This is a genomic window from Allobosea sp. P4_E12 (assembly GCF_056401655.1).
In genome coordinates this window covers 134,576-160,822 of sequence record NZ_JBFUIY010000005.1, presented here as the reverse complement: position 1 = coordinate 160,822, position 26,247 = coordinate 134,576, and the positions used below count along the sequence as shown (strand labels likewise).

Genomic DNA, 26,247 nt, shown 5'->3' with positions numbered 1-26,247 from the left:
GAAGGCTTCGAAACTCATTCGAAAGAAATACTGCGGGCAGCCAAAGTCGATCCGATTGCCCCGATTGTTGTGCTGGTCGAGAAGAAACCCGCAATACGGCGGGGCATCTCGATCATGAACACATGCAACTCGAACAAGGATGGATCTTGGTCGATCCGAGCAGCAGGCGCTCCTGTATGCTTCTGGCGTCGTGCCAGGACCGTGGCGCTCGCCAGCGTCGCTCTCAGTGTTCTTCCGGTCGCGCTCGCTGGTCCAGCCCTCGCTCAAAGCGAATCTCCCACCGTGTCGCTCGACACGATCGAAGTTCAAGGCGCGACGGAGAAGGCGAATGGGCCGGTCGACGGCTATATCGCGCGGCGCAGCGCCAGCGGCACCAAGACCGACACTCCCCTGATCGAGACGCCGCAATCGATCACGGTCATCCCGCGCGCCCAGATCGACGATCAGGCCGCGCAGAGCGTCGGCCAGGCGCTTCGCTATTCCGCCGGCGTCCTGGCGGAGACGCGCCTGTCCTCGGGTCGCTACGACAGCACCTTCATCCGAGGCTTTGGCGGTAGCGGTTCGAATGCAGGCTTCGTCAATTTCCAGGACGGCCTGCGTGTCCAACGCGGCGTCAATTTCCTCGTCCCGGCCATGGAAACCTACGGGCTGGAGCGGATCGAGGTGCTGCGCGGTCCGGCTTCCGTGATCTTCGGGCAGGTCAAGCCGGGCGGCCTAGTGAATCTGGTCAGCAAGCGCCCGACGGATCAAGCCTTTGGCGAGATCCAGGCTCAGATCGGCTCGCATCAGCGCCGCCAGCTCGCCTTCGACATCGGCGGGCCGGTGAACCCGGACAAGACGGTCCTCTACCGGATCGTCGGGCTCGGCAGGGCCGCAGATACGCAGGTCGATTTCACCAAGGAGGAGCGGGTCTTTATCGCGCCATCGCTGACCTTCCAGCCAAGCGCTGCGACGAGCCTGACCATCCTCACCTCCTTCCAGCGCGACCCGGAAACCGGCTTCTACGGCTTCATCCCGGCAGTCGGCAGCGCATTGCCTAACCGCTACGGCCGGATCCCCAGCAAGTTCTTCCCCGGCGAGCCCGCCTATGAGGGCTATAGCCGAAACCAGATCGCAGCAGGTTACGCGCTCGAGCACCGCTTCAACGATGTCTTCAGCTTCCGCCAGAATCTGCGGTTCACCGACCTCGAGTCGCGCTTCAGGACTGTCGCCGTGGCAAGCCTGGCCGCCGACCAGCGCACGCTCATGCGCCGCGTGACGGCGTCGAACGAGAAGGCCCGGACCTTCGGCATCGACAACCAGCTCCAGGCCGATTTCCGCACCGGTCCGCTGACTCACAAGGTCCTGCTCGGCGTCGACGGCTACTGGATGGACGGCACCGCCTTCACCGGCGCGGGTGGCACCGTCCAGACCCTCGATTGGGTCAACCCGGTCTATGGCCGCACGCCCTTTGCAACACCGGCCCTGCCCGGCACCACGCAGGAAACGACGCAGTTCGGCGTCTATCTCCAGGACCAGATCAAGCTCGACCGGCTCTCGCTCCTCATCGGCGGGCGCTTCGACAACGCCAGAAGCCGCACGCGCGCCCTCACCAATGGCGCACTGACGAAGCAGGACGACGACGCCACGACAGGCCGCGCCGCATTGATGTACAATTTCGACAATGGCCTGGCGCCCTATGCGAGCTATTCGACCTCGTTCGAACCGGTTGCGGGCACGACCTTTGGCGGCTCGCCCTTCAAACCGACCGATGGCGAGCAGTATGAGGTCGGCCTGAAATACGCGCCGCCCGGCTACGACGCCTTCATCCAGGCAGCCGTGTATCAACTGACCCAGAGCAATGTGCCGACGGCCGACCCCGCCAATGCGGGCTTCCAGATCCAGACGGGCGAGGTACGGGCGCGTGGTTTCGAGGTCGAGGGTCGGGCGAAGCTGTTCGACAGTCTCGAGCTGATCGCGGCCTATGCCTATACCGACGCCGAGGTGACGAAGAGCACCGGCGTCGACCTCGGCAAGAGGCCGACGGTGGTCCCCCGCAACATGGCTTCACTCTGGGGCCACTACACCTTCAAGACGGGCCTGTTTGCGGGCTTCGCCCTGGGCGGCGGCGTGCGTTATGTCGGCGAGGGCGCAGGTGATCCCGGCAACACCTTCAAGACGCCGGACTACACCCTGCTCGATGCGGCCATCAGCTATGATTTCGGTGTCCGGGCCCAGGCGCTGAAGGGCTGGAAGGTTCAGGTCAATGCCCAGAACCTGCTCGACAAGGACTATGTCGCGGGTTGCTACGCGCTGACCCAGTGCTCGTTCGGCCTTCGCCGAACGGTGCTTGCGACCCTGTCCTACAAATGGTGAGCCGCGACGGCATGGACGCCACGAGATTTCGCAACACAGCCGGCCCCGAGCTCCCGTCAGCGGAGCCCGCGACTCTGGCGCAGGCGCGTCAGCTGGACATCGTGGCAGGCCATGGCGAGATCTATCGGCTGCTGATCGCGATCCCGCCGGGTCCGGCACCGGCGGCCGGGTTTCCGGTGATCTATCTGGTCGACGGCAATGCTCTCTTTGCCACGGCCGTCGAGACGGCACAGCTCCAGGGTCGGCGGCAGGATGTGACAGGGGTCGACCCGGCGACCATCGTGGGCATCGGTTACCCCATCGACGCTCCGTTCGATGGTGCGCGCCGGCAAGGCGATCTCCTGCCGAACGAGGGCGGCGCGGACCGGTTCCTCGACTTCATCGAGGAGAGCGTAAAGCCGGCGGTCGCAGCGCTCGCCGCCATCGATCCCAGCCGCCAGGCCCTGGTGGGGCATTCCTTTGGTGGCTTGTTTGCACTGCATGCGCTGTTCACGCGGCCTGAGCAGTTCAGGTCCTATGTCGCCGGCAGCCCTTCGATCTGGTGGAACGATCGCGCGATCGAGGTCAGCGAGGCCAGTTTTGTCGCGCGCCGCCGCGATGGGCCCCTGCCGCGGCTGCTGATCACAGCTGGAGGCAGCGAGCAGGCACGCGACGCGCGCACCTCTCCGGAACGCGCTCAACGCCTGCATATGGCGCGCATGCTTGACAATGCTGCCGAAATGGCACTGCGCCTGGCCTCGTCGCACCGCGTCGCGGTGGAGCATGTGATCTTCGACGGCGAGAACCACATCTCGGTCATCCCCGCGATGCTGGCCAGGGCGGTTTCGTTCGCGATCGCCGGCACCGCCGGCCGGGAGACGACGGCATGAGCCAGGTACCGATCTCGTCGCGCGAGCTGCGGCCATTTGCGTGGGTTCTGGGCCTCGTGCTGACGCTGTTTGCGTTGACGGCGGCCGGCCCGGCCCCGGCCGCTCCCGTGACGGTGACGGATGTGCTCGGTCGCACGGTGACCTTGCCGGGCCCGGCCAAGCGCATCGTGCTGGGGCAGGGTCGCCAGCTCAATGCGCTGGGGCTCATTCATCCCGACCCGATCAGCCTGCTTGTCGGCTGGGGCAATGACTTCCAGCGCCAGATGGGCGAGGCCTATGCGCTGTACCGCGCGCGGTTCCCCGCGATCGAGACGCTGCCGACTGTCGGAGACAGCACCGCAGACGGGTTTTCCTTCGAGAAGGCGGTCGAACTTGACCCGGACCTGGTCGTTCTGAGCCTGTCGATCGCCGGCACGCGCCGCGGCCCTGGCGATCTCGTCGCGAAATTCGAGGCGGCGGGCATCCCGGTGATCGTGGTGGATTTCTTCCTGCAGCCGTTCCGCGACACGATGCCCAGCCTGCGCATCCTCGGCAAGGCGATCGGCAGGGAGGCTGCGGCCGAAGAGTTCGTCACCTTCTACCAAGACCGGAGACAGCGCATCGCCCAGCGGCTTGGTCCGGTTGAGCGACCGTCCGTCTTCATGCATGCGCATGCCGGAAGCGCCGAATGCTGCTTCTCGCCGGGAAAGGGTACCTTCGACGACTACATCACGGCCGCGGGCGGAAGAAATATCGCGGCAGCGTTGCTGCCGGGAGCGACAGGCCAGATCAGCCTCGAGCAGGTTCTCGCTGTTGACCCGGCGATCTATATCGCGACAGGCGGCACCCATCTCGCAAAGAGCGGCGGGCTGGTGCTGGGTCTGGGCGTTCCCGCCGAGGTCGCGTCGCGCAGCCTTGCAGCCCAGCTCGCTCGTCCCGGCCTCAAGGCATTGACGGCGGTGAGGAACGGCCAGGCCTATGGTCTCTGGCATCTGTTCAACGACACCCCCACCCATATCGCGGCGATCGAGGCGATGGCGAAGTGGTTCCATCCGCAGCTGTTCGCCGATATCGACCCGCAGGCGACTCTGGACGAGATCTCCCGGCGCTTCTCGGCGATCCCGCTACAGGGAACGTTCTGGCTCGAGCCGCAAAGCGGAAAGCCGCAAGACTTGGCAAGCCCGCCGGCAAAGCCATGAATTTCGCTGCAAATCCCGCCTCCCCCGCCGCTGCCCGCGAGGTTACCCTGCCATGACCGCTCTCGTTGCCCACGCGCGGATCGCTCTGGCCGATCCGGACGCCGTCATCGCTCCGCTCTGCGAACATCTCGTCGAGCATGGGGCTGAGATCACACAGGAGGAGGGCGCGACGATCATTGCGCTGGGCAGCTATCGCGGCCGGCTGCAGTCCAGCGACGGGCATCTCGTCGTGCGCGCCGAGGCCCCCGATTTGGCGAGCCTGCAGGGCGCCAAACAGGCGATCGCGAGCCATGTCATCGAGTTTGCGCCGCGCGGCGAGGCCGTTCCCCTGATCGCCTGGACGGGAGCGGGCAGCGGCGTGGCGATCCCATCGAGTTTTCGCATCCTGACTGTGACTGGCGTTCGGGATATCTCGCCGCATATGCGCCGGATCAGCTTCCAGGGCGACGACCTTGCCAGGTTCGACAGCCTGGAGGCACTGCATGTCAGGTTGTTCCTGCCGCCGCCTGATCTGGCCGAGCCGGAATGGCCGACATTCGGAGAGGATGGGATCTTGCGTCTGCCGGAAGCAAACAAGGCGCCGGCGGTGCGCAAATACACGATCCGAGAGATCGATACGGTCGCGGGAACGGTCGCGCTCGATTTCGTGCTGCACGAGGATGCCGGTCCCGGCGCAGCCTTCGCGGCGCGGGCCCGGCCGGGCGATCGCATCGGCATGGCAGGCCCCGGCGGACGTGGCTTGCGCGAGGCCGACTGGTATCTGTTCATGGGCGACGAGACCGCGCTGCCTGCGATCGGTCGCATGCTCGCCCACCTGCCACTAACGGCACGGGGCCTCGCTTTCATCGAAGTCACCGATGCCGGTGAAGAGCAGGCCCTGGTCTGCCCCGCCGGTGTGGAGATTCGCTGGCTGCATCGCCAGGGCGCCGAGGCCGGCACCACGACACTGCTCCAGGACGCCTTTGACGCTGTCCTGTGGCCTTCGGACGAGGCGACCGTCTATCTCTGGGCCGCGCTCGAACATGCCGGCTTCAAGGCCCTTCGCATGGCCGCCCGCAAGCGTCTGCGGCCCGAGCGCGATCATCATCTGATCGTCAGCTATTGGCGTCGCGGCATCAGCGAAGACCGGCAAGCCGACTGAATTTGCGGCACTACGCCGGGCCTGACCGCCCTCCGTTTCGGGGCGCGACGGGGCTCGGGCCGCCAGCGGGTGATCGAACTCTCGCGGCCGCCTTCTCCGCTCATCCGGCGGCCGGCGGGGTACCGTGCGTGTGGAAGCTCTCGATCGTCTTCAGCCCCCACGCCTGCCCCTTCTTCCGCTCGGTTTCGGTCCACGTCACCGTCTGCCAGTCCGGATCGAGAATGAGGCGTGCGCCGGCATTGGCGATCTCGATGCGATTGCCGGCGGGCTCGTAGACATAGAGAAAAAAGGTCTGCTGAACCGCGTGCTTATGGGGCCCGGTCTCGATGTGAATGCCGTTCTCGAGAAAGATGTCGGCGGCTTCGAGAATGTGTTCGCGCTGGTCGGCCGCATAGGTGAGGTGGTGGAAGCGCCCGAGAGCCGCGGTGTGGTCGCGCGTATAGGCGATGTCGTAGCTCTTGTTGTTGACGGTGAACCAGCAGCCGCCAACCTCGCCGGAATCGAGCACGATCTGTTCCGTGATGCGGCTGCCCAGGGCCTTCGGCATGAAATCGCGGATCACCGCGACGTCCTGCGCCAGCAGATTGAGATGGTCGAGACGGCGTACAGCACAGCCGCGACCGTGATTGCGTTGCGCCTGGTTCTTCAGCGCAGGCCGTTCGTGCGGCGGCGCCGCGTATTTTTGGGTGTCGAAATAGATCTCGAACACATGATTGTCGGGATCGCGGAACCGGTAGGCCTTGCCATGGCCGAGATCGCCGTCGTTCCAGCCGATGCCGGCCCCCATGGCCTCGATCGCGTTGACCCGGCGCATCAGGCCAGTCTCGCTTGTCGCCCGATAGCCGATATGGCCGACCCCCGTCGTGGTCGAGGCCGTGAGTTTCAGCGTGTGGAACTCATAGTCGTCCCAGGCGCGCAGATAGACGCTGTCGCCCTCCCGTCCGCTCTCGGTCAGCCCGAGGATATTGACGAAGAAGTCGAGGCTGGCCTCCGGCTTGTTCGTGAACAGCTCGACATGGGCGAGATGAGCGATATCGAAACAGGGTTCCTGGCTCATCCCCACACCTCCTGCGCCACCTCGACGATGCGCGCCAGCTTGGCCCATTGCTCGTCCTCCGCCAGCACATTGCCCTCTTCGGTGGAGGCGAAGCCGCATTGGGGCGAGAGGCAGAGCTGATCCAGGGGCGCGAAGGCCGAGGCCTGCTCGATCCGCCGCTTCAGGTTGTCCTTGCTCTCGACGCTGCCGAACTTCGAGGTGACGAGGCCCAGCACGACCTGCTTGCCCTTCGGCAGGAAGCGCAGCGGCTCGAAGCCGCCGGAGCGGTCATCGTCCCATTCCATGAAATAGCCGTCGACATTGATCTGGTTGAAGACCATGTCGGCGACGGGCTCATAGCCGCCGGAGGCGATGAAGGTCGATTTGAAGTTGCCGCGGCAGGTATGAGTGGTGATCGTCATGTCCGCCGGCTTGGCCGCCGTCGCCGTGTTGATGACGTCGCGATAGATATGGATCAGCTTGTCGGGGTCATCGCCACGATCGACCAGCATCTGGCGCTGCTCGGGATCGCAGAAATAGGAGAGGCTGGTATCGTCGAGCTGCAGGTAGCGGCAGCCGGCGTCGTAAAAGGCCTTCACCGCCTTGGCGTAGGCCTTGCCGAGATCGGTGTAGTAATCCTCCATCCTGAAATAGGCGGAGATATCGACGGCTTTCCGGCCGCCGCGATAGTGCAGCATGCTCGGGCTCGGGATCGTCATTTTCGGCACGCGATCGGTGACGGAGGCAAGAAACCTGAAATGGGCGAGATGCGGGTGGTCGTCGGGGAAATCGAGTTTGCCGGTCACGCGAAGGCCGCGGGCCTTGGTCGCGACGCCCTTGAACTGGATGCCTGAATCCGAGTCGTATCCCTGCACGCCGGAGAGATTCTCCAGGAAATCGAAATGCCAGAAGGCGCGGCGGAACTCGCCGTCCGTGACCGCCTGGAGCCCCACCTCCTCCTGCTTCTTCACCAGCGCCCTGATCTCGGCATCCTCGATCGCCGTCAGATCGGCGGCGGAGATTTCGCCGGTCACGAGCTTGGCGCGCGCGTCCTTGACGCGTGCGCTGCGCAACAGGCTTCCAACCATATCGGCTCGGAACGGCGGCTTGTGTCGGAGGGGCATGCGGTTTCCTTCCCTGATCATGGTCTTCTAGGCAGCGGCGCTGAGGCCGAGATGGCGCTCCAGCCGCGCCGGTTCGCGCAGCAGCGCGGCACTGTCGTCGGCAAGCACGACACGACCGCGCTCCAGCACGATCGCGGTGTCGGTCAGCTCCAGAATTGTCCTGGCATGCTGTTCGATGACGATGGCTGCCAGCCCTTCGTCCCGGAACAGCGTCTTCAATGCCGCGAGCAGTTCCTCGACGATGATCGGCGCCAGCCCCTCGGTCGGTTCGTCCAGAAGCAGCAGCCTGGGATTGAGCATCAGGGCGCGGCCAATGGCCAGCATCTGCTGTTCGCCGCCGGAGAGCTGGTTGCCAAGATTGCTCTTGCGTTCGGCGAGGCGCGGAAACATCCGGAAGACGCGTTCCGTCGTCCATGGGCCGGGGCGCGCAACCGCAGTCAGGTTCTCGACAACGGTCAGCGACTTGAAGATGTTGCGCTCCTGCGGCACCCAGCCGATGCCGGCATGGGCACGCTGCTCGGGCGTAGCCGTGGAGATGTCGACATCGGCAAGCGTGATCCGCCCGGCTCGCCGACGCGTCACGCCGATGATCGTGTTGACCAGCGTCGTCTTGCCGACGCCGTTGCGGCCCAGCAAGGCGAGCGAGCGCCCCTCGTCGAGCGAGAGCGCGACATCGAACAGAACGAGAGCGTCGCCGTAGCCGGCGTTCAGGCCTTCGATCCGCAGGAGCTCAGACATGGGCGGCCTCGCCGAGATAGGCCTGCTTGACGGCGGGGTCGCGCGCGACCACCGCAGGTTCGCCTTCCGTCAGCACGCGGCCATTGACGAGAACGGTGATCCGGGTCGCGAACCGGAAGATGATGTCCATGTCGTGTTCGATCAGCAGCACCGAGACATCGTCCGGCAATGCTGCGACCGTCTCCAGCAATTCGCGCCTCTCGGCTTCGGGAACGCCGGCGGCGGGCTCGTCGAGCAGGAGCACGCTCGGCCTGGCCGCAAAGGCCGCGGCGATCTCGATCTGGCGCTGCTTGCCATAGGGCAATGTCGCGATGCGCTGATCCATGATGTCCTCGAGCTTGAAGCGGGCGAGGATATCGGCCGTCTCGGCGATGGCCTCGTCATCGGCGTCGAGCCTTTGGAAAAGCCGCATGCCCCGGCCGAGCCGCTCTGCGGTGACGAGAGAGATCATCTCGAGCGGCGTCATTGTGCCGAAGAGCTGATTGATCTGGAAGGTTCGGGCGACACCGCGCTTGACCCGCGCCTCTCGCGACAGGCCGGTAATGTCCTGCCCCATCAGGCTCACACGCCCCGATGTCGGCCGCAGAACCCCTGTGAGCAGATTGACGAAGGTCGTCTTGCCCGCGCCGTTCGGGCCGATCAGCGCGTGGCGCGCGCCCTTTTCCAGCGAGAACGTCACGTCGTCGGTCGCAGTGATGCCGCCGAAGGTCTTGACGAGATCGAAGGTCTGCAGGACGGCGCTCACGACGAGGCCCCACGTTTCGGAAACCGCGCGGCCAGCGCCTTGATCGCGCCATGGATCAGTTCACGACCACCAAGGACGAAGAGGACGAGGAAAAGCCCGATCCAGAACATCCAGTATTGCGGGGTGAAGGTCGCGATGGCGTCCTGCAGGAACTTAAACGCGATCGCACCGATCAGGCCGCCATAGAGATAGCCGGCCCCGCCGATGATCAGCACCAGCATCAGGTCGGCTGAACGGTGGAAGTCGAACACGTCCAGGGAGACGAATTGCGTGGTTTGGGCGAGCAATGCGCCCGCAGCCCCGGCATAGGCCGCCGACAAGGCATAGATGGCCGCAAGGCGCCAAGGGACAGGCACGCCGGATGCGGCGGCGCGCAGTTGATTGTCGCGGATGCCGCGAAGGGACAAGCCGAACGGCGAATTCACGATGCGCCGCGCGATCAGGAACAGGATGAACAGCACCGACAGCGAATAGAGGTAGGCCGTGCGGCCGAAGATATCGAAATCGAACGTCCCGATGACCGGCGCCATCGTGATGCCCTGCAGGCCGTCGGCGCCACCGGTGAGCCATGCCAGCGAGTTTGCAACCTCGTAGAGGATCAATGCCACGCCGAGCGTGATCATGAGGCGGGTCAGATCCGTGCCGCGCAGGACGAGCGGACTGGTGAGCAGCCCGAGCAGCGCGGATGTCGCCATGCCGAATGCCAGGCCGGCCAGTGGATCGGCCGTGACATACTTGGCCAACAGCCCGGCCGAATAAGCCCCCATCCCCAGGAAGGCGGCGTGCCCCAGCGATACGATCCCGGCATAGCCGAGGATCAGATCGAGCGAGAGGGCGAACAGGGCAAGGATCGCGATCTCGTTGAGGATCAGAAAGCGCGTTGGAAACAGCACGAAGGACGCTGCGGCGAAGAGCCAGAATGCCAGTTCGCCTGGGTGCCAGCGCCGGGCGCGGTGCAGCGAGTGCCTGACGCGCTGTTCGAGAACCGTCCCGCTCATGTGCGAGCCCTCGCGAACAGGCCCTCGGGGCGAAGCAGCAGCAGGATGACCATCAGCGCGTAGATGATGAAGGCTCCGGCCTGCGGGACCAGATATTTGCCCATCACATCGGCAACGCCGAGCAGCATGGCCGCGAGGAAGGGGCCGGTGATCGTCGAGGTGCCGCCGACCGTGACGACGATCAGGAAGTAGATCATGAATTTCAGCGGGAAGGTCGGATCGAGCCCCATGAGCTCGATCCCGAGCGCGCCGCCGAGCCCCGCCAGTCCGGAACCGAGCGCAAAGGTCAGGGCGAACAACCGGTTCACAGGAATGCCCAGGCCACGCGCGACGCGGGCATCGTCCACGGCGGCCCGCAGCCGGCTGCCGAAACGTGTTTTTGCAAAGCCCCATTGCAGGGAGACCGCAAGCAGCCCGCAGATCCCGATCACGAACAGACGGTAATAGCCGATGCCGATACCGAGCACGTAGAAACGCCCCTGAAGCCAGGGCGGCAGCTGGATGATCTGCTGGCTCGAGCCGAGCAGCCAGTCGGTGCCCGCAACCGCCATGAAGACGAGACCGATCGAGAACATCACCTGATCGAGATGGCTCTTGGCATACATCGGTCGATAGACGAGCCGCTCGAGCACGATCCCCGCCAGCGCAGCGGCAAGGAAGGCGGCCGGAAGTGAAGCCAGGAACGGCAGGCCCAGCCGCTGCATCAGCAGCACGGTCACATAGCCGCCGAGCATGGCGAAGGCGCCATGGGCGAGATTGACGAAATTCATCAATCCCATCGTCACGGAAAGCCCGCAAGCGAGGACGAACAGCACCATCCCATAAGCGATGCCATCGAACAGGATGGTGAGCATGGCGTCGGTCCGGCCGCGTCAGACCGCCTATTTGCGCGCCTTCACGGGATCCTTGACCTGCGGGATCGTGGCAAACTCGACGTTGAACAGGTCGGAACCGACCTTCTCGGTGCGGCGGACATAGATGTTCTGGATGATGTCGCGCGTCGCCGGATCGATCGTGATCGGTCCGCGCGGGCTCTCCCAGGACGCGCCCTTCATCGCCGCGATGAGCTTTTCGCCGCTGGCGTCGCCATTTGTCGCCTTGAGCGCCTCGGCGATCAACCGCATGCCGTCATATCCGCCGACGGCCATGAAGTTCGGACGCACGCCTGGATTGGCGGCCTCGAACGCCTTCACGAAGGCCTGGTTGGCTGCACTGTCGTGCTTGGCCGAATAATGATGCGTGGTGATGGCGCCGATCGCGACGTCCCCCATGCCGTTGAGGATATCGTCATCGACCACGTCGCCTGGGCCGATCAGCTTGACGCCGGCCTTGTCGAGGCCGCGCTCGACGAACTGCTTCATGAACTGTGCGCCAATGCCCGACGGAACGAACACGAACAGGGCATCGGGCTTTGCCTCGGAGACGCGTTGCAGGAACGGCGCGAAATCCGGGTTGCGCAACGGCACGCGCACGCTTTCGACCGTGCGGCCGGCGGCCTTGAATTTGTTGGCAAAGGAGGTCTCGGCGTCGATCCCGGGGCCGTAATCGGTCACGACGGTAAAGACGCGCTTGATGCCGTTAGACCAGGCCCAGTCCGCCATCGGCTCGGACGCCTGCGGCAGGGTGAACGAGGTGCGCACGATGAAGGGCGAGGCCTCGGTGATCGATGCCGTCGCAGCCGCCATCACGATCTGCGGGATCTTGGCCTGGGTCGCGATCGGGGCCGTCGCCATGGCGAGCGGCGTCAGGCCGAAGCCAGCCAGAACCGCCACCTTGTCGTTGACCACGAGTTCCTGTGCGATCCGGCGCGTCGCATCGGCGTTGCCGGTATCGTCCTTGAGAATGACCTCCAGGCGCTTTCCGCCATGCGTCGCGCCGTTCTGAGCCAGGAAGAGCTTCACGGCCGCTTCGATCTGGCGTCCCGTCGATGCGAAGGGGCCAGTCATCGGCAGGATCAGCCCGACCTTGACCACCTCCTGGGCCTGCGCCGTGGAGCCCAGTGTCGCCGCGAGCGCACCTGCCATGAAGGCCTTCAGAACCGTCCTGCGGAATGTCATCGTGATACCCCTCCCTGGGTCTGGCTCTTGTTTCCGAGCCGCCTTTTAGTTGTCGTCGCGATAGACGAGCCCGGCTTTCGCGAGCCCATCGCGCATTCCATACATATCGAGCCCGAGCTCGCCGGCGGAGAGCCGGCGGCGCTTCTCATCTTCATTCGCTTCCCGCGCCCGCGCCGCGGCGGCAACCCTCTCCGCTTCGAGCCGTGGAACCACCACCACGCCATCATCGTCGGCGACGATCACGTCGCCAGGATTGATCATCGCACCGGCACAGACCACCGGCACGTTCACCGATCCGAGCGTCGCCTTGACGGTCCCCTTGGCCGAGATCGCGCGCGACCACACCGGGAACCCCATCTCCGTCAGGATGCGCACATCACGCACCCCGGCATCGATGACGAGGCCGATGCCGCCGCGCGCCCTGAGAGAGGTCGCGAGAAGGTCGCCGAACATGCCGTCAGTGTTGTCTGCCGTGCAGGCGACCACAAGTATGTCGCCGGGCATGACCTGCTCGATCGCGACATGGATCATCCAGTTGTCGCCGGGTTGGGCGAGGACGGTGACGGCCCCACCGGCGATCGAGGCGCCGGCATAGATCGGGCGCATATAGGGCTTCATCAGGCCCGTCCGGCCCATGGCCTCATGGGTGGTCGAGACGCCAAGTTCCTGGAATGCCGCCATATCGGCGCTTGCAGCCCGTTTCTTCGTGCGGACGACGACGCCGGTCATGCCAGGGACTCCAGGGCTTCGGGGAACAGGCGCTGGTAGGCCTCACCGTAAGTCATCGCCTTGCCGGAGTTGCGCCCACCCTGCATGCCGCGGTTGAGCGCCACTCGGGTGTAATACTCCCAGAGATGCTTCTGCGCGGCCAGGATTTCGAAGGCCTTGCGCTTCGTCTCCCAGACGTCGTCGATGTTGAGGATCAGGTTCGGTTTGAAATTGCACTGTTCGGGCTGGTGAGGCTCGAACAGGAAGACAGGAGGTGCGGCATAGGGGCGTGCGGGGTCCGGCTTATGGCCGGCGGCCTGCGCGATGATCCGCGCTTCCTGCGCGAAGCGTGCTGCTTCGGGATGGTCGACATTGTAGGGGTCTTCGAGCGCGTGGGTCAGCACGAAGCTGGGATTGAGCTCATGGAAGAGGTCGATCGCCCGGTCGAGCATCGGCCCTGTCGTGCGCAGCGGATAGTCGCCGGCATCCATGAATTCGATCTCGGCCCCGAGGACCGCGGCGGCGCGCTCGGCTTCGTCGCGACGCTGCGCCTTGACGTCCTCCACCCGCACACCCGCCTGCTTCCAGGCGAACTGGCTTTCGCCGCGCTCGCCATAGGCCAGGCACAGGATCTTCAGGCGCATGCCCTGCTTCGCATGCAAGGCGATGGCGCCGCCCGCACGCCAGACGAAATCGCCGGGGTGGGCGGTGATCACCAGACCCGTCTTCTGCAGGCTCGCCATTGAGCTGTAGTCCTCTCTTCTCGGTCCTATTCGGGGGCGCGACGTGCTTCGTCGCCGCTGCGCGCGAGCGCATGCGGTGGCACGTAGGCCTGGCCATCCATCAGAATGCGCGCGGTGCGCAGCAGGCCGGCGCGCTCGATGACGGGGCGCTCCGGCGTGCCACCCACGGTGAGCTTCACCGTGAATTCCCCGGTCGGATGTTCGACGGAAATCGCGCGTTCGCGACCGGTAGGCATCGCGGCGACCGAAGCTGCCGGCGACCCCGGCAGGGCTGCGGCTGTCGCCACCGTCACCGCGGCAAAGACACCGATCGAAGCGTGGCACTCATGCGGGATGAAGCTGCGCGTCGCGATCGATCCTGCAACGGGCCGCGCGACAAGGGCGATCTTCGGGACCACCATCCTTGCCACATCGCCGAGATTCATCAGAGGTCCGGCCGCGAGGCGTATGCGCTCGATGCGCTGCTTCAGCTCCGTATCCTCTTGCAGCGCTTCGCGGGTTTCGTGGCCCGTGCGTCCAACATCGACCGCCCGGAGAACGATGACCGGCATGCCGTTATCGATCAGGGTACATTCGACACCGTCGATGATGTCGACCGGATTTCCCGTCGGCAACAGCGCGCCACAGACGGAGCCTTCCGTGCCGAGGAAGCTGATGTCGATGGGTGCGGAGGTTCCGGGCACCCCATCGATGCGGGCATCGCCCTCGACGCCTGCCTGACCGGCGTCGGTCCGCATCGCGAGATCGGCGATGGTGCCGGTGTTCAGCGTCCGGACCCGCACCGTCGTGCTGGCGCCCTCTGTTCGAACGAGGCCCCGCGCCAGCGCGAAGGGGCCGATACCGGCAAGGATGTTGCCGCAATTCGGCGTGGTGTCGACCGACGCGGTCTCGATGCCGACCTGCGCAAACAGGAAATCCACGTCGCAGCCTGGCTCGCTCGAGCGCGAAACGATCGCGACCTTGCTCGTCAACGGGTGAGCCCCACCAAGCCCGTCGACCTGACGCTTGTCGGGCGAGCCCATCACCGCGAGCAGGAACGCGTCACGCGCGCCCGTACCAACCGGCAGATCCTCGGCGAGGAAATAGGCGCCCTTCGACGTACCGCCCCGGATCAGCATGCATGGCACGGCAATCTGCGACATCGCTCAGCCTCCGCTCGTGATGCTGGCACGTGTGATGATATCGCGCCACAGCGTCCCCTCCGAGGCGATCAGCCGCCCGAAGCCTTCCGGCGTCTCGCGGCGTGCGATCGCGCCGTCGCGATCGAGCGCCGCGACAAATTCGGGCTGGTCGAGCAGCGCGTTGATCTCGCGGTTGAGGCGCTCGACAATTGCGGCCGGCGTGTGCGCGGGGGCAACGATGCCATACCACTGCACGGCTTCGAAACCCGGCAGCCCGCTTTCGGCGATGGTCGGGAGCTGAGGGGCAAAAGAGGTGCGCTCGGAGCTGGCGACGCCGAGCGCTCGCAACTGGCCCGCTGCGGCGAGCGGCAGAACCGCCGGACCGCCAGTCAGCGTGAATTGCACGGAACCGGCGACGAGATCCGTCACCGACGGTGCGGTGCCGCGATAGGGCACATGAATCGCCTCGAAACCGGCCCGATGCGCGAGATAGGCACCGGCAATATGCGCCGCGCTGCCTTGTCCGCCGGAGCTGTAGTTCAGCTTGCCCGGATTGGCCTTGGCATAGGCCACGAACTCCTGAAACGAGTTCGCCGGCAGGCTGGGATTGATGACGAGGATGTTCGGCACCATGGCGACCAGGGCCACCGGCTGGAAGTCCTTGACCGGATCATAGGGTACGTTGGGATAGAGCGCCGGGTTGAAGGCAAGCGTGCCGATATGCCCCATCATCAACGTATGGCCATCCGGATCGGACTTCGCGACCTGGCTCGCCGCGATCATGCCGCCGGCGCCGGGGCGGTTCTCGATGACGAAGCCCTTGCCGGGGATCGTGCGTTCCAATCGGTTGGCAATCAGACGCGCGAGGAGGTCGGTGCTGCCGCCAGGGGTGAACGGCACCACGAGCCGAATGATCTGCGTCGGCCACGCCGGCTGGACCTGCGCACGCGCCGCGTGCCCGAGGCCGGCCAGACCCAGCCCGGCAAGGAGTGATCGGCGGTCGATGTTCATCACGCGCCACGCCCTTGCCGCGCGCCGTACCCGGCCGCCTCGCCAAATCCGATGAACGCGATCGTCGCTGCTTTGGAGCCAGGCATGGGTCGTCCCTTGCTTGTGCGTTTCCTTGTCCCGCGAGGACCCTGACCCCAAGCTATTCTGCCATCAAATGAGAAGAATGCAGCGATTGATTACTTTCATGCATCTTTATCCGAGACACTGTTTCTCAGCGCCTCGCTGACCAGCGCCAGGAGGTCGCGCGCCGCCGGCCGCAGCAGCATATTCTTGCGGGTGACGATGCCGAGAGTGCGGCTGATGCTCGGTGAACGCAGCGGGATCGCAACCAATTCGCCGGCATCGACAGAGTCGAGCGCGAGCTGCGGCACGATCGCGTACCCGATCGCGGAACGGACCAGACTCACTGCGGTAATGACGCGCTGGACCTCGTAGCGCCAGGTCAGGGCCTCGCGCCGCGCACCCAGCGCATCGTCGATCAGGACGCGGTTTCCGGTCTCGGCACTGATCCGCACGAGCGGCAGCCCCTGCAACTGCGCCCAGGTCAGCGACTCCGATCGCGCGAGCGGCATGCTGCGGTGACTGACCAGCACGAACGGCTCCTTGACCACCGGTTTGAGCTCGAGGTCCCAGCGATTGGCGGCGACGATGGTCACGCCAAACTCGGCCTGGCCCGACTGCACCTTGTCGGCGATCTCCGAAGCCGAGTTATCGTGCACCCGGACGCGCACTGCCGGGTATCCTCTGGCGAACTCTGCGATCACCGACGGCATGCAGTGGACCGCGATGGTTGGCAGACAGCCGACCGCAACCTCTTCCTCGGCATCCGCGGCATCGACCCGCGCCTCATCGATGGCCGCACCAAGCTCTTCAAAGATCTTGCGGGCGCGCGGCAGGAGCGCCGACCCCGCCGGGGTCAACGAGACCTGGCGCGTGGTGCGCAAGAGCAGCGTCGTTCCGAGGGATTCCTCGAGCTTCCGGATCCGATGGCTCAGCGCGGTCTGGGAGAGATTAAGATGCGAGGCCGCGGCATGAAAACTGCCCCGCTCGGCGATACTGACGAAGGCCTGCAGGCCCAGAACGTCGACCCTCACCCGCAAGATCCTCCAACCCGGTCCAATCGACGTCAGCACGACCTCAGGGTCGCATCAACCATGCGCAGTGAACCGGCATCAGACTCGTCGACCTACGCCGGCAGAGGCGAGTTCAGATCGGCAGAATCGAAAGACCGGCACGGCTCCAGCATCGCCGGGAGCGGTGACCGCTGACAACAGCCTCCAAAGCAATGGCTCCATTTTCGCCGGATCACCCATGTCGGCCGTACGGCAGAAGGAAGAAGCCGACTGTTGGTCCGGTTCTCCGGATTTGGAGGACAACCACGAAAGGCTGCGGCCCGGCGAACCGCATGCTTCTGCTGCAGCCCCCATAGCCGGGAAACGGCCTCGACCGGTCGCCGACATTGCCGGAAGACCAGTTCAACGCCGCAATCCCTGCATGCTCGTGCTGGAGCTGGAGGGGGAATGACGAGCGGCGACGCGACGGGAGATCTGCCTTGAAGCTGCCGGTATGGGCGAGCGCCTTGAGCGCGACTCTCCTTGTGCAAGTCATCAGCTCATTTGCCGCCGCGGCGATTCCTCTCCTGGGTCCGATTCTGACGCAACGCTGGGGCATGACGCCAGAAAGCATCGGCTATGTTTCGGCGGTCGTTTCGGTCGGCATATGCTGGTTCCTGGCGTGCGGCGGCCCGATGCTCGATCATCACGGCCCGATCCGAGCCTTGCAGCTCGGCCTGATCTTCGTCGCGGTGGGTCTCCTGCTCCTGTCGCAGTCCTTCGGCCTCGTCGGCCTTGTCGGTGCGCTCCTTGTGGGCCTGGGCCTGGCGCCCAATACGCCAGCTGGCAGCCAGTTGCTGATGCGCACGGCGCCGCCCAGGCACCGCACACTTGTGTTTTCGATCAAGCAGGCGGGCGTGCCTCTGGGCGGCACGATAGCCGGTCTCGTTGTCGCGCCTCTGGTCCTGGGGCTCGGCTTCGTCGGTGCGGTCTGGACGATTGTCGCGATCATCCTTCTCTGCATCGTGCTGGTTCAGCCCTTTCAAAGAAGTCTTGATGCCGAGAAGGGCCCACGGAACCGGGCCTGGGCCCGGCTGTTCCTCTCGCCGTCTTCGCTCAGCCGATCGGCCCGGGTTCTGAACTCGCACCCGTCCTTGCCGATGCTCACCGCGCTGGGTGTGTCGTTTTCCATAACGCAGGCCAGCATCACGGCCTTCACGGCAACCTACATGGTCACGCAGCACGGAAAGACCCTGGCGCAGGCCGGCCACTACATCGCCGTCTTGCTTGCAGCGAGCACGGTCGCGCGCATCTTCTTCGGATGGCTGGCGGATCGCATGGGCGGCGGGCTCCTGCTTCTCTCGCTTCTGGCCTTGGGCGCAGGCTCCGCGATCATGCTGCTTGTCTCTTCGACAACCGCCAGTCCCTGGATGGTCTATGGCTGCATGGCACTGGTCGGAGCCACCTCGATGGGGTGGAACGGTGTCCACATGGCCGAACTTGCGCGGGTCGCGCCGCCCACTCTGATTGGCGACGTAACGTCGGGCGCAAGCCTGTTCGGCTTCGTCGGCTCGATATGCGGGCCGTTGGTGTTTGCCATTGTCGCCAGCCGCACAGGAAGCTTTGAATGGCCTTTCCTGCTCGTCGCTGGCCAGCTGGCGGCATTCGGCTTGTTCGCTCTTGGGAGACAGTTCAAACGCCCCGCTTGAGGAGGCGCGTGCTCATTCCAACACTGCGGAAGCAAGGAAATCCGCAGCCATGGCTCACCTGCCGGCACCGGGCTTGCGTCTCAGGCTCAGGAAACGAAGTGCCAGCGGCGGCAAAGGGTCTTCAGGCTCGCTTGGCCGGCCATTCCGTCCCAAGAGAACCAAATCAGCTGCTCCCGAGAACGAGCGGACGGTGCGAACCGGCCGCCCGCTCGTGATTACTGCAAAGGAAGGAATGCCCAGGGCGACCTGGGTGTCCCAGGGGTATCCGTCCGATCAGATCTCGCGCACGGATCCGCGCACTGCTTCCAATGTGGCCTCGACGATTGCCGCATCGTGCTCCGACGAGACGAACCAGGCACCACGCTCCAGCACGCGAACGCCGCGTTTCAACAGCGCGAGCGCGAAACGGCTATAGGCCGCCTTGTCGGAGGCCGCGACCTCCCGGTAGTTGCGGGCCGGCGCGTCCAGCCCGAACGCAATGTGGAACATCAGCGGAAAGCCCGCGACCTGCGCCTTGATGCCCGCCTGAGCCAGGATCTCACGGATACCGTCCTGAAGGCGCTGGCCGTGAGCCGAGCTGCGCTCGTAATGCTCCGGCGTCAGCCCCTGCTGCGTCGCGACCATCGCCGCCATCGCGATCGGCTGCGCATTGAAGGTGCCGCCATGGAGCACACCATCCGCGAACATATCGATCAGCTCGCCCCGCCCCGCGATCGCTGCGACGGGAAAACCGTTGGCAATCGCCTTCGCCAGGATCGTCAGGTCCGGCGTGACGCCGAAGCGCTCCTGGGCACCACCGCGGCCGAGGCGGAAGCCGGTGATCACCTCGTCGAAGATCAGCAGGGCGCCATGGGCGCGACAAGCCGCGAGCGCACCTTCCAGATAGCCCGGTAGCGGCGCGATGGCGCCCTGGTTGCACATGGCCGGCTCCATCATCACCGCCGCGACGTCGCCGCGGGCAAGGCGAGTCTCGAGAGCAGCGAGGTCATTCCAGCCGAGGATCGACAGACCGTCGCCCGCGCTGGGGTCCTGCCCCCGGCTCCCGGCGACGGGCGTGGGCGCGTCGCTCGGACCAGCCGCATTGAGACCCGGCGCCGTTGACCACAGGACGTTGTCGAACCAGCCGTGATAATGCCCTTCGAACTTGACGATGGTGCGCCGCCCCGTCGCCGCACGGGCGAGGCGGATCGCGGCCTGCGCCACCTCGGAGCCCGAGGAACCGAAGCGAAGCCGCTCGGCACTGGGAACGCGCTCGCAGATCAGCTTCGCCGCCTCGTGCTCGATCGGTGCCTGGCCGGCAAACAGGATGCCACGCTCCGCCTGGCGCTGCACCGCCTCGATGACCCTGGCCGGGGTGTGGCCGAGCACCGTTGCCCCCATTCCGCAGTAATAATCGATGATGCGGTTGCCATCGACATCGATGAGATAGGCCCCTTCGCCTCGCTCGAAGACGAGTGGGCCCGGCGCCATGCCTAGTCTGAAGTTGCTGTTCACGCCGCCAGCGATGTAGCGCGCATTCGCAGCGATCTGCCGCGCCGATTCCTCAAAACGCAGTGTTGCTGCTGGTCCGCTTCCGTTCGCTCGCACGTGCCTGTTCTCCACCGCCGGTATTTTAAGCAGACCAGAGCCCTCATCCCATGTAAAGGAACAGGGGTTTCGTCTTGCGGAATTCAGAGGGACCCGCTATGCGAAGTCTCGCGACAGCGAGGATGCGGGGCGACCATGCCGAAGAAATCGGGCAACCCTTACGTCGTGCAGCCCGTGATGAAGGCGCTCAAGGTGCTGGAATTCGTCGCGCGCCATGGTCACGAGATCGCGCTCACGACCGTCGGACGTGAGCTGCGGATTCCGAAGACGACGACCTTCCGCTACCTGCAAACGCTGACGGAAGCCGGTTTCGTCAGCCACAACCGCGAGACCGACAAATACAATCTCGGGCCGCTGCTGCGCTCGATCGCGCGTGCCGATGCGAGCTTCAGCAAGATCCGTCAACTCGCACGCCCGGCGATGGTCGAACTGATGAACGAGTTCAATGAAACCGTGAATCTCGCGGTGAAGGGCAACGGCACGATCGTCTATATCGACCTCATCGAGGCCAATCGCTCGCTGCGCATGCAGGCGCGGATCGGCGACAGCCATCCGATGCATTCCACCGCGCTGGGCAAGGCGATCCTGGCCTTCCTCCCCGAAGCGGAAAAGCTGCGCCAGCTCGACCTGCCCTTGACCGAGCGAACCGGACGCACGCTGCTCGAGCGCGAAGAGATCGAGCGCCAGCTTCGACAGGTCGCAAAGCTCGGTTACGCGACGGAAATCGGCGAGAACGAAGACGGGGCGATGTGCGTCGGCGTGCCGATCTTCGACGACAATCATTACCCGGTGGCTGCCCTCAGTATCTCGGCGCCGTTGATGCGAATGCCGCGGCCACTCGCCGCGAAGGCGGGAATGCGGCTGCGCGAGGTCGCCGCGCATATCTCGAGCCATCTCGGCTCGCAGGACCCCATCGTTTCCGCCTGACAGGCATGGCCGGCGCGAGCCCTGCACATGCAGGCCCGTGCGGGACCTCGCGCTGCGGAGCGGTGTCAATGATATTCGATGCGTGGATCGATCCACGCATAGAGCAGGTCGATGATCAGGTTGACCAGCATATAGCCGACCAGGATCACCATGATGCAGCCCTGGATCAGCGGGTAGTCGCGGGTGCTGATCGCCTGGATGACCAGACGTCCGAGCCCCGGATAGGTGAAGACCGCTTCCGTCACCACCGCACCGCCGATAAAATTCGCCATCATCAAGCCGACGATCGTGACGAAGGGCAGCAGCGCGTTGCGCATGATGTGGAGGCCGACGACGCGGCTTTCCGGCAAACCCTTGGCCCGCGCCGTGCGGACATAATCCTGCTTCGCTTCGCCGATGAGCGACGCGCGCAGGAACCTTGCAAAGATGCCGGAGACATAGATGCCCAGTGTCAGCGCCGGCAGCATGAGACTGCGTAGCGCATCCACCGGCGCCTCCCAGAACGGCACGTAGCGCGAGGCGGACGGCAGCCAGCGGAGCTCCACGGCGAAGAGCAGGATCAGCAGGATGCCGAGCCAGAAGGTCGGAACACCCAGCGCCAGCGCGCTCCACCCGCTCAGCAGGCGGTCGAGCCAGGAATTGGGGCGCACGGCGCTGGCAATTGCGACGGGTATGCCGACGGCCAACGCCACCAGGATCGCGGCGACCGCCAGTTGCAGCGTTGCTGGCAGCCTCTCCCCGATCAACGCCAGGACGGGCTGGCGGCTGTGGAGCGAGAGGCCGAAATCGCCGCGCACGGCCTGGCCGAGCCAGTCGAGATACTGGATCAGCATCGGTCGATCGAGGCCATAGCGCGCGATGGTAGCCGCAATCTCCTCCGGCGAGGCGTTCTCGCCAACGAGCACCGCCACGGGGCCGCCCGGCACCGCGTAGATCATCGCGAAGATCGCGAAGGATGCGAGAAAGAGCACCGGCAGCATCTGAAACAGGCGGCGCAGCAGATAGCTCGTCATCGCCCCCTGCGCTCCGGCGCACCGGGATCATGCCTGTCGAGCAGCGCGGTCAGGGCACGGCCAATCGTATCGAAGGAGAGGATCGTCAGCGTCAGCACGAGACCGGGCAGCACGGCGTAGGTCGGCGCCTCGTGCAGATAGGATTTCCCCGTTCGCAGCATTTCGCCCCAGCTCGGCGTCGGCGGCGGCACGCCGACGCCGAGAAAGGCGAGCGCGGCCTCCAGCAGGATCGCGACCGAGGCGAGTACGATCGCCTGCACGACGAGCGGGCTCAGCGCGTTGGGCAGGATGGTGCGGAACATGATGTAGGACGAGCCGCCGCCGAAGCTGCGCACCGCCGTGACGAAATCGAGCTGGCGCAGAGCCATGACCTGCGCCCGCGCGATCCGCGCGAAATTCGGTATCCCCGCAATGCCGACAGCGACCAGGGCCGCCGCCTGGCTGCGACCGAGGACGGCGATCAGCRCCATGGCGAACAGGATGTTCGGCAGCGCCAGCAAGACATCGATGCAGCGCATCAGCACAGAATCGCGCCAATCACCGAAAAAGCCGGCGACGAGCCCGATCGGCACCCCGATCAGCGCTGCGATAACGACGGCACCGAAGGCGGTGACGAGCGACGTTCGCGCGCCATAGACCACGCGTGCCAGGATATCCCGCCCAAGCTCGTCGGTACCAAACCAGGCGGAAGCCGATGGCTGCATCAGCGAGTCCGCCAGGTTCTGCGTCAGCGGGTCGAGCGGGAGCAGATCGGCAAACACCGCCGCCAGTGCCACCAGCAACAGGAAGGCGAAACTCAACGACGTGCTGCGGCGGGCAGAAAGCCGGCGCAGCACGTACAGGGTCGATCCTGAGGTCGCGCTCATCGCGGGACGCCGCGCAACCGATGGCTGCGTGACGCCGCGACCGCGTCCCGGCGACGGCGTCCCGCCTCACCGCTCCGCATTACTTGAACCCGATCGTCCGCGCGACGAGGAGGTTGTCGATCTCGAGTGTCACCCCGCCAACCTTGTCGGAGGCGACGATCAGGCCGACCTCATAGGAATTGGTCGGTATGGCGAAGGCCTCGTCCACCAGCACCTTGTTCAGGTTGTCATAAGATGCCTTGACCTCGGCCGCCCCCCCCGCGGCGCCATCGACCTTGGCAATCGCCGCGACATAGGCCGGATGCGGGTGCGGGTCCTTGAGGATTGGGTTCTGGGAGGTCCGATAGATCGAGTTCGTCGTCACGCGCGACGGGAACTTCTGGACATTCCCGACTGCACCGAAGACCGCGGCGAAATCGCCGCCCAGCAGCGCACTGACGAATTCGGCCCCCTGGCGGATATCGAGCTCGATCGGGATCCCGGCCTTGCCCAGCGAGGCCTGTACGATCTGGCTGATCTGGACCGAGGCCTCGTCGCTGCCATTGACCAGCATCTTCCAGTCTTTCATCTCGGCCGCCGAGAGGCCGGATGCCGCAAGCAAGGCCTTCGCCTTGTCGAGATCGTAGGCGTAGGCCTTGGTGAAGCTGGCGTCGAAGGCCGGGCTTGCCGGCGCCCAGGGCTGCGCGACGACCTCGCCCATGCCGGCATAGCCGACGCGTAGGATGCCCGCGCGATCCATCAGGTGGTTGAAGGCCTGGCGGTAGGATTTGTTGCGGAATGGGCCACGCGTCGAGTTGATGCGGAAGACCTGCACGAGCTTGCCGGGTCCGGAAAAGACCTGGTAGCCAGCACTCTTGAGGCGGACGGCACTCCGCGAGGAGCCGTTATAGATGATGTCGACGGCGCCCGACTCGAGCGCCGCGCTCGCCGCCGCATCCTCGCTGAACACAGTGAAGACGAGATCCTGCACGATCGGCTGCTTCTCGCGCCAGTAGTTCGGATTGGCCTTGAGGCGCAAGCCCTGCCCGACTGCGCGGCTCACCAGGGTGAAGGGGCCGGTGCCGGCCGGAACCGTCTCGACCGTATCGATGCCCTTTGCCTCGATCGGGATCAGGAACTGCAGCAGGTCGAGGATCTGCCGTTCCGGAACCGGAGCCTTGAAGTTGATCACCACGGTCCGGTCATCGGGCGCCGACCAGTCCTTGACGATCGACATCGTGGAAAAGACGTTCTTGCCGCGCTTGGGATCGGCTCCCTTCTGCAGCGTCGCCAATACGGAATCGGCCTTGAACGGAGTGCCGCTATGGAAGGTCACGCCATCCCGCAGCTTCACGCTGACCGAGGTCTTGTCAGGCGCGATCGTCCACTCGGTCGCCAGGCTCGGCTCCGGCTTTCCCTCGGGCGTGTATTCGATCAGGCTGTCATAGAGGTTCTTGATGACGTGGAAATTGACGGTCGAGAGCTGCTGCGGATCGTAATTGGCGAGTTCGCTCAGCACGGCGACACGCAAGGTGCCGCCCTTCAGTTGCTGAGCGATGGCTGGGAGTGACATCGCCAGGGGAGCTGCTGCAGCCAGGGCGATGCCCCCCATGCAGAATTGACGTCGCGATACGGTGGTCATCCGGCACACTCCCCTTTTTGGTTGGTCTTCGTGTCAGCTCGTCCCCGCGCCAGGCTGGGTCGAATGCGCCCGCCAGTCGCTTATTGTTTCAAGTGGATAGACGGGGCGCGGAATCCGCGCCCAGGGCAAGGTGAAGACGTCCGACTGCCCGGGCCCGCGCGTGTCGGCACGAATGACCTGCGAGGAGATCGGCGCGAAATACTGGAAATTCGACGCCGTCTTGAGGACAGCCATCTTGTAGTCCGCGAGATCGACGCCGAAAGCTTCGTAGACGCCCGGCACATTGCCAGCGACACCGCGCAACTCGCTGATCAGGAGCGTCACGGGCCCGACGTCGAAAACGACGACCCGGCCCATATCGACCTCGTTCTGGTGGTTGTAGATCAGCGGCACGGGCCCACCCCCGATACGCTGGACCGTGCCGGTGACCTCGAGCGGCGTAAAGAAGGCCGGCGCCGCATCGCCGCCCAGCGGCAGCGTCACCCGTGCACCCTCGCCGGCCGCGACCAGCGTCGCGACGGCCTGCGGCGAAATCAGCGGGATCAGCGCGCGGCTGCCGATGCCGAGCCTGAGGATGGATTCCAGGATCAGGTTGCTGTCGCCGGCGGAGCCACCGAAGACGGTATCGCCGGTGTCGCTGAGCACGACCATGCCGCGCTCGGCAGCGTCGGCCTTGCGCACGGCCTCGTCGACCGAGAGCGCCTCGCGGACCTGGAAATCATCGCGCATCGACCAGGCGAGGTCGGCGAGCTCATCCGCCAGAGTCTCGGCCAGGGACGGGTCGCCATCCGTGACGACGATCGTCGACCAGCCGCCCTCGGCGACATCGAGCCAGGGCTGCATCGGATAGTTCGATGCCTGCAGCACGCGCTCGTCGGCCTCCAGCTCGCGGGCCCGATCGAACCAGCGCTTCATCGGCCCCTTCGACGTCAGGAACTGCTCTTGATGCGACAGCAGCGGAATCTTGCGCCAGGCCATCACCGGCCGCCGCTTCTCCGCGAGAATCTTGAGCAACAGAGCCGTCCCGATTTTGCCGGTATCGAAGACGTCATGCGGCTGCGTACGATGCCCGACGATCGCCGTGCAATTGGCCATGATCTTGCGGGTGATGTTGGCGTGGTGATCGAGGCCAAGCAGGATCGGGACCTCGGATCCGAGGATCGAACGGCAGAGCTCGGCCTGCTCGCCTTCGACATCGTCGATATCCTCGGCAGCAGCAGCGCCGTGGAGTTGCAGGACGAGTCCGTCGATCGGGCCGACAGCCGCGAGCCCGGTCCGGATCTTGTCCTGGAAGAAGTCGAACGCCGCGCGCGTGATCCGGCCGCCGGCGACGCTCCAGGCCCTGATGATCGGGATCGTCTCGACCGCAAGGCCGGATTCAGCCACCGCTGCATAGTGACCGCCGATCTGCCCGATCTCGCCGAACTGACGCGCGATCTCGGCCCCCTCATACAGGCCGAATGCCTCGAAATCCGCAAGCGTGGTCGGTACAGGATTGAAGTCGTTCGTTTCCTGCACAATGTGAATCAGGGCCAGGCGCACAGAATTCCTCCCGGAAAACGACGGCTCGCCAGCCGCAACGGCAAGGCGATCTCAATGGGTCGCACACCTCGTTATTGAGCGCTCACGCCGGTTGAACCTGTCGCAA

The 26,247-nt window shown here is 65.2% G+C and carries 23 protein-coding genes; 6 read left to right on the top strand and 17 right to left on the bottom strand.

Annotated features, from left to right (window positions below; translation table 11 throughout):
* The first annotated feature begins 282 nt into the window (after positions 1 to 282).
* Genes AC1DW9_RS08060 through AC1DW9_RS08045 form a run of 4 tightly spaced genes read left to right on the top strand, consistent with a single transcriptional unit; the run spans position 283 to position 5,543 of the window.
* The gene (locus AC1DW9_RS08060) at positions 283 to 2,355 is read left to right on the top strand and encodes a TonB-dependent siderophore receptor (protein ID WP_441504250.1); all 2,073 of its coding nucleotides are present in this window, start codon (positions 283 to 285) and stop codon (positions 2,353 to 2,355) included.
* An 11-nt stretch (positions 2,356 to 2,366) separates the two neighbouring features.
* Positions 2,367 to 3,224, top strand: a complete 858-nt coding sequence (locus tag AC1DW9_RS08055; RefSeq protein ID WP_476775303.1) for an alpha/beta hydrolase — start codon at positions 2,367 to 2,369, stop codon at positions 3,222 to 3,224.
* The gene (locus AC1DW9_RS08050; RefSeq protein ID WP_476775302.1) at positions 3,221 to 4,402 is read left to right on the top strand and encodes an ABC transporter substrate-binding protein; all 1,182 of its coding nucleotides are present in this window, start codon (positions 3,221 to 3,223) and stop codon (positions 4,400 to 4,402) included. Before AC1DW9_RS08055 ends, AC1DW9_RS08050 begins: the two co-directional genes overlap by 4 nt.
* A gap of 52 nt (positions 4,403 to 4,454) precedes the next feature.
* Entirely contained in the window at positions 4,455 to 5,543 is a 1,089-nt protein-coding gene (locus tag AC1DW9_RS08045) for a DUF2218 domain-containing protein (protein ID WP_476775301.1), read from the top strand.
* A 100-nt stretch (positions 5,544 to 5,643) separates the two neighbouring features.
* Here AC1DW9_RS08045 and AC1DW9_RS08040 read toward each other — a convergent pair whose 3' ends face one another.
* The 12 genes from AC1DW9_RS08040 to AC1DW9_RS07985 all read right to left on the bottom strand — a co-directional run bounded on the left by AC1DW9_RS08040 (position 5,644) and on the right by AC1DW9_RS07985 (position 16,918).
* Positions 5,644 to 6,600, bottom strand: coding sequence for a VOC family protein (locus tag AC1DW9_RS08040; RefSeq protein ID WP_441504246.1), 957 nt, complete (start codon positions 6,598 to 6,600; stop codon positions 5,644 to 5,646).
* On the bottom strand, positions 6,597 to 7,703 hold the full coding sequence (locus tag AC1DW9_RS08035; RefSeq protein WP_441504245.1) for a 5-methyltetrahydropteroyltriglutamate--homocysteine S-methyltransferase: 1,107 nt from the start codon (positions 7,701 to 7,703) through the stop codon (positions 6,597 to 6,599). The genes AC1DW9_RS08040 and AC1DW9_RS08035 overlap by 4 nt, the downstream gene beginning before the upstream one ends.
* Positions 7,704 to 7,730: 27 nt before the next feature.
* Positions 7,731 to 8,441 (bottom strand): ABC transporter ATP-binding protein, encoded by a 711-nt coding sequence (locus AC1DW9_RS08030; protein ID WP_441504244.1) that lies wholly within the window; start codon positions 8,439 to 8,441, stop codon positions 7,731 to 7,733.
* Positions 8,434 to 9,186 (bottom strand): ABC transporter ATP-binding protein, encoded by a 753-nt coding sequence (locus tag AC1DW9_RS08025; RefSeq protein WP_441504243.1) that lies wholly within the window; start codon positions 9,184 to 9,186, stop codon positions 8,434 to 8,436. The genes AC1DW9_RS08030 and AC1DW9_RS08025 overlap by 8 nt, the downstream gene beginning before the upstream one ends.
* Positions 9,183 to 10,184 carry a branched-chain amino acid ABC transporter permease gene (locus AC1DW9_RS08020; RefSeq protein WP_476775300.1) on the bottom strand — a complete coding sequence of 334 codons (1,002 nt, stop codon included), beginning with the start codon at positions 10,182 to 10,184 and terminating at the stop codon, positions 9,183 to 9,185. The genes AC1DW9_RS08025 and AC1DW9_RS08020 overlap by 4 nt, the downstream gene beginning before the upstream one ends.
* A complete protein-coding gene (locus AC1DW9_RS08015; protein WP_476775299.1) occupies positions 10,181 to 11,038 on the bottom strand; it encodes a branched-chain amino acid ABC transporter permease in 858 nt (285 codons plus the stop codon). Before AC1DW9_RS08015 ends, AC1DW9_RS08020 begins: the two co-directional genes overlap by 4 nt.
* Positions 11,039 to 11,065: 27 nt before the next feature.
* Positions 11,066 to 12,241, bottom strand: coding sequence for an ABC transporter substrate-binding protein (locus AC1DW9_RS08010; protein WP_476775298.1), 1,176 nt, complete (start codon positions 12,239 to 12,241; stop codon positions 11,066 to 11,068).
* 45 nt (positions 12,242 to 12,286) lie between these two features.
* Positions 12,287 to 12,970: a 4-carboxy-4-hydroxy-2-oxoadipate aldolase/oxaloacetate decarboxylase gene (locus AC1DW9_RS08005; RefSeq protein WP_113516179.1), complete on the bottom strand. Its 684-nt coding sequence runs from the start codon at positions 12,968 to 12,970 to the stop codon at positions 12,287 to 12,289.
* Positions 12,967 to 13,692 (bottom strand): PIG-L deacetylase family protein, encoded by a 726-nt coding sequence (locus AC1DW9_RS08000; RefSeq protein WP_476775297.1) that lies wholly within the window; start codon positions 13,690 to 13,692, stop codon positions 12,967 to 12,969. Before AC1DW9_RS08000 ends, AC1DW9_RS08005 begins: the two co-directional genes overlap by 4 nt.
* A gap of 26 nt (positions 13,693 to 13,718) precedes the next feature.
* On the bottom strand, positions 13,719 to 14,834 hold the full coding sequence (locus AC1DW9_RS07995; protein WP_476775296.1) for a 4-oxalomesaconate tautomerase: 1,116 nt from the start codon (positions 14,832 to 14,834) through the stop codon (positions 13,719 to 13,721).
* A 3-nt stretch (positions 14,835 to 14,837) separates the two neighbouring features.
* Complete coding sequence (locus tag AC1DW9_RS07990; RefSeq protein ID WP_476855064.1) at positions 14,838 to 15,824, bottom strand: Bug family tripartite tricarboxylate transporter substrate binding protein; 987 nt, start codon at positions 15,822 to 15,824, stop codon at positions 14,838 to 14,840.
* Positions 15,825 to 16,006: 182 nt separating this feature from the next.
* A complete protein-coding gene (locus AC1DW9_RS07985; protein ID WP_476775294.1) occupies positions 16,007 to 16,918 on the bottom strand; it encodes a LysR substrate-binding domain-containing protein in 912 nt (303 codons plus the stop codon).
* Between the two features lie 503 nt (positions 16,919 to 17,421).
* Here AC1DW9_RS07985 and AC1DW9_RS07980 point away from each other — a divergent pair.
* Positions 17,422 to 18,585 (top strand): MFS transporter, encoded by a 1,164-nt coding sequence (locus AC1DW9_RS07980; RefSeq protein WP_441504500.1) that lies wholly within the window; start codon positions 17,422 to 17,424, stop codon positions 18,583 to 18,585.
* A 273-nt stretch (positions 18,586 to 18,858) separates the two neighbouring features.
* On the opposite strand, the gene AC1DW9_RS07975 is transcribed toward AC1DW9_RS07980, so the two are convergent.
* The gene (locus AC1DW9_RS07975; protein ID WP_476775293.1) at positions 18,859 to 20,172 is read right to left on the bottom strand and encodes an aspartate aminotransferase family protein; all 1,314 of its coding nucleotides are present in this window, start codon (positions 20,170 to 20,172) and stop codon (positions 18,859 to 18,861) included.
* Between the two features lie 135 nt (positions 20,173 to 20,307).
* On the opposite strand from AC1DW9_RS07975, the gene AC1DW9_RS07970 reads away from it, so the two are divergent.
* Positions 20,308 to 21,099 (top strand): IclR family transcriptional regulator, encoded by a 792-nt coding sequence (locus AC1DW9_RS07970; RefSeq protein WP_441492102.1) that lies wholly within the window; start codon positions 20,308 to 20,310, stop codon positions 21,097 to 21,099.
* A 65-nt stretch (positions 21,100 to 21,164) separates the two neighbouring features.
* Here AC1DW9_RS07970 and AC1DW9_RS07965 read toward each other — a convergent pair whose 3' ends face one another.
* The 4 genes from AC1DW9_RS07965 to AC1DW9_RS07950 all read right to left on the bottom strand — a co-directional run bounded on the left by AC1DW9_RS07965 (position 21,165) and on the right by AC1DW9_RS07950 (position 26,141).
* The gene (locus AC1DW9_RS07965) at positions 21,165 to 22,112 is read right to left on the bottom strand and encodes an ABC transporter permease (protein WP_476775292.1); all 948 of its coding nucleotides are present in this window, start codon (positions 22,110 to 22,112) and stop codon (positions 21,165 to 21,167) included.
* Positions 22,109 to 22,978: an ABC transporter permease gene (locus tag AC1DW9_RS07960; protein WP_476855063.1), complete on the bottom strand. Its 870-nt coding sequence runs from the start codon at positions 22,976 to 22,978 to the stop codon at positions 22,109 to 22,111. The genes AC1DW9_RS07965 and AC1DW9_RS07960 overlap by 4 nt, the downstream gene beginning before the upstream one ends.
* A 79-nt stretch (positions 22,979 to 23,057) precedes the next feature.
* A complete protein-coding gene (locus AC1DW9_RS07955; protein WP_476775290.1) occupies positions 23,058 to 24,599 on the bottom strand; it encodes an ABC transporter substrate-binding protein in 1,542 nt (513 codons plus the stop codon).
* 33 nt (positions 24,600 to 24,632) lie between these two features.
* A complete protein-coding gene (locus tag AC1DW9_RS07950) occupies positions 24,633 to 26,141 on the bottom strand; it encodes a M81 family metallopeptidase (RefSeq protein WP_476775289.1) in 1,509 nt (502 codons plus the stop codon).
* Positions 26,142 to 26,247 lie beyond the last annotated feature (106 nt).

What these genes read in the sequence shown, in the direction of transcription:
- AC1DW9_RS08055 (WP_476775303.1), top strand. Translation starts at nt 2,367, where the DNA reads ATGGACGCCACGAGATTTCGCAACACAGCCGGCCCCGAGCTCCCGTCA.
- AC1DW9_RS08050 (WP_476775302.1), top strand. Translation starts at nt 3,221, where the DNA reads ATGAGCCAGGTACCGATCTCGTCGCGCGAGCTGCGGCCATTTGCGTGG.
- AC1DW9_RS08045 (WP_476775301.1), top strand. Translation starts at nt 4,455, where the DNA reads ATGACCGCTCTCGTTGCCCACGCGCGGATCGCTCTGGCCGATCCGGAC.
- AC1DW9_RS08040 (WP_441504246.1), bottom strand. Translation starts at nt 6,600, where the DNA reads ATGAGCCAGGAACCCTGTTTCGATATCGCTCATCTCGCCCATGTCGAG.
- AC1DW9_RS08035 (WP_441504245.1), bottom strand. Translation starts at nt 7,703, where the DNA reads ATGCCCCTCCGACACAAGCCGCCGTTCCGAGCCGATATGGTTGGAAGC.
- AC1DW9_RS08030 (WP_441504244.1), bottom strand. Translation starts at nt 8,441, where the DNA reads ATGTCTGAGCTCCTGCGGATCGAAGGCCTGAACGCCGGCTACGGCGAC.
- AC1DW9_RS08020 (WP_476775300.1), bottom strand. Translation starts at nt 10,184, where the DNA reads ATGAGCGGGACGGTTCTCGAACAGCGCGTCAGGCACTCGCTGCACCGC.
- AC1DW9_RS08015 (WP_476775299.1), bottom strand. Translation starts at nt 11,038, where the DNA reads ATGCTCACCATCCTGTTCGATGGCATCGCTTATGGGATGGTGCTGTTC.
- AC1DW9_RS08010 (WP_476775298.1), bottom strand. Translation starts at nt 12,241, where the DNA reads ATGACATTCCGCAGGACGGTTCTGAAGGCCTTCATGGCAGGTGCGCTC.
- AC1DW9_RS08005 (WP_113516179.1), bottom strand. Translation starts at nt 12,970, where the DNA reads ATGACCGGCGTCGTCGTCCGCACGAAGAAACGGGCTGCAAGCGCCGAT.
- AC1DW9_RS08000 (WP_476775297.1), bottom strand. Translation starts at nt 13,692, where the DNA reads ATGGCGAGCCTGCAGAAGACGGGTCTGGTGATCACCGCCCACCCCGGC.
- AC1DW9_RS07995 (WP_476775296.1), bottom strand. Translation starts at nt 14,834, where the DNA reads ATGTCGCAGATTGCCGTGCCATGCATGCTGATCCGGGGCGGTACGTCG.
- AC1DW9_RS07990 (WP_476855064.1), bottom strand. Translation starts at nt 15,824, where the DNA reads ATGAACATCGACCGCCGATCACTCCTTGCCGGGCTGGGTCTGGCCGGC.
- AC1DW9_RS07970 (WP_441492102.1), top strand. Translation starts at nt 20,308, where the DNA reads ATGCCGAAGAAATCGGGCAACCCTTACGTCGTGCAGCCCGTGATGAAG.
- AC1DW9_RS07965 (WP_476775292.1), bottom strand. Translation starts at nt 22,112, where the DNA reads ATGACGAGCTATCTGCTGCGCCGCCTGTTTCAGATGCTGCCGGTGCTC.
- AC1DW9_RS07955 (WP_476775290.1), bottom strand. Translation starts at nt 24,599, where the DNA reads ATGACCACCGTATCGCGACGTCAATTCTGCATGGGGGGCATCGCCCTG.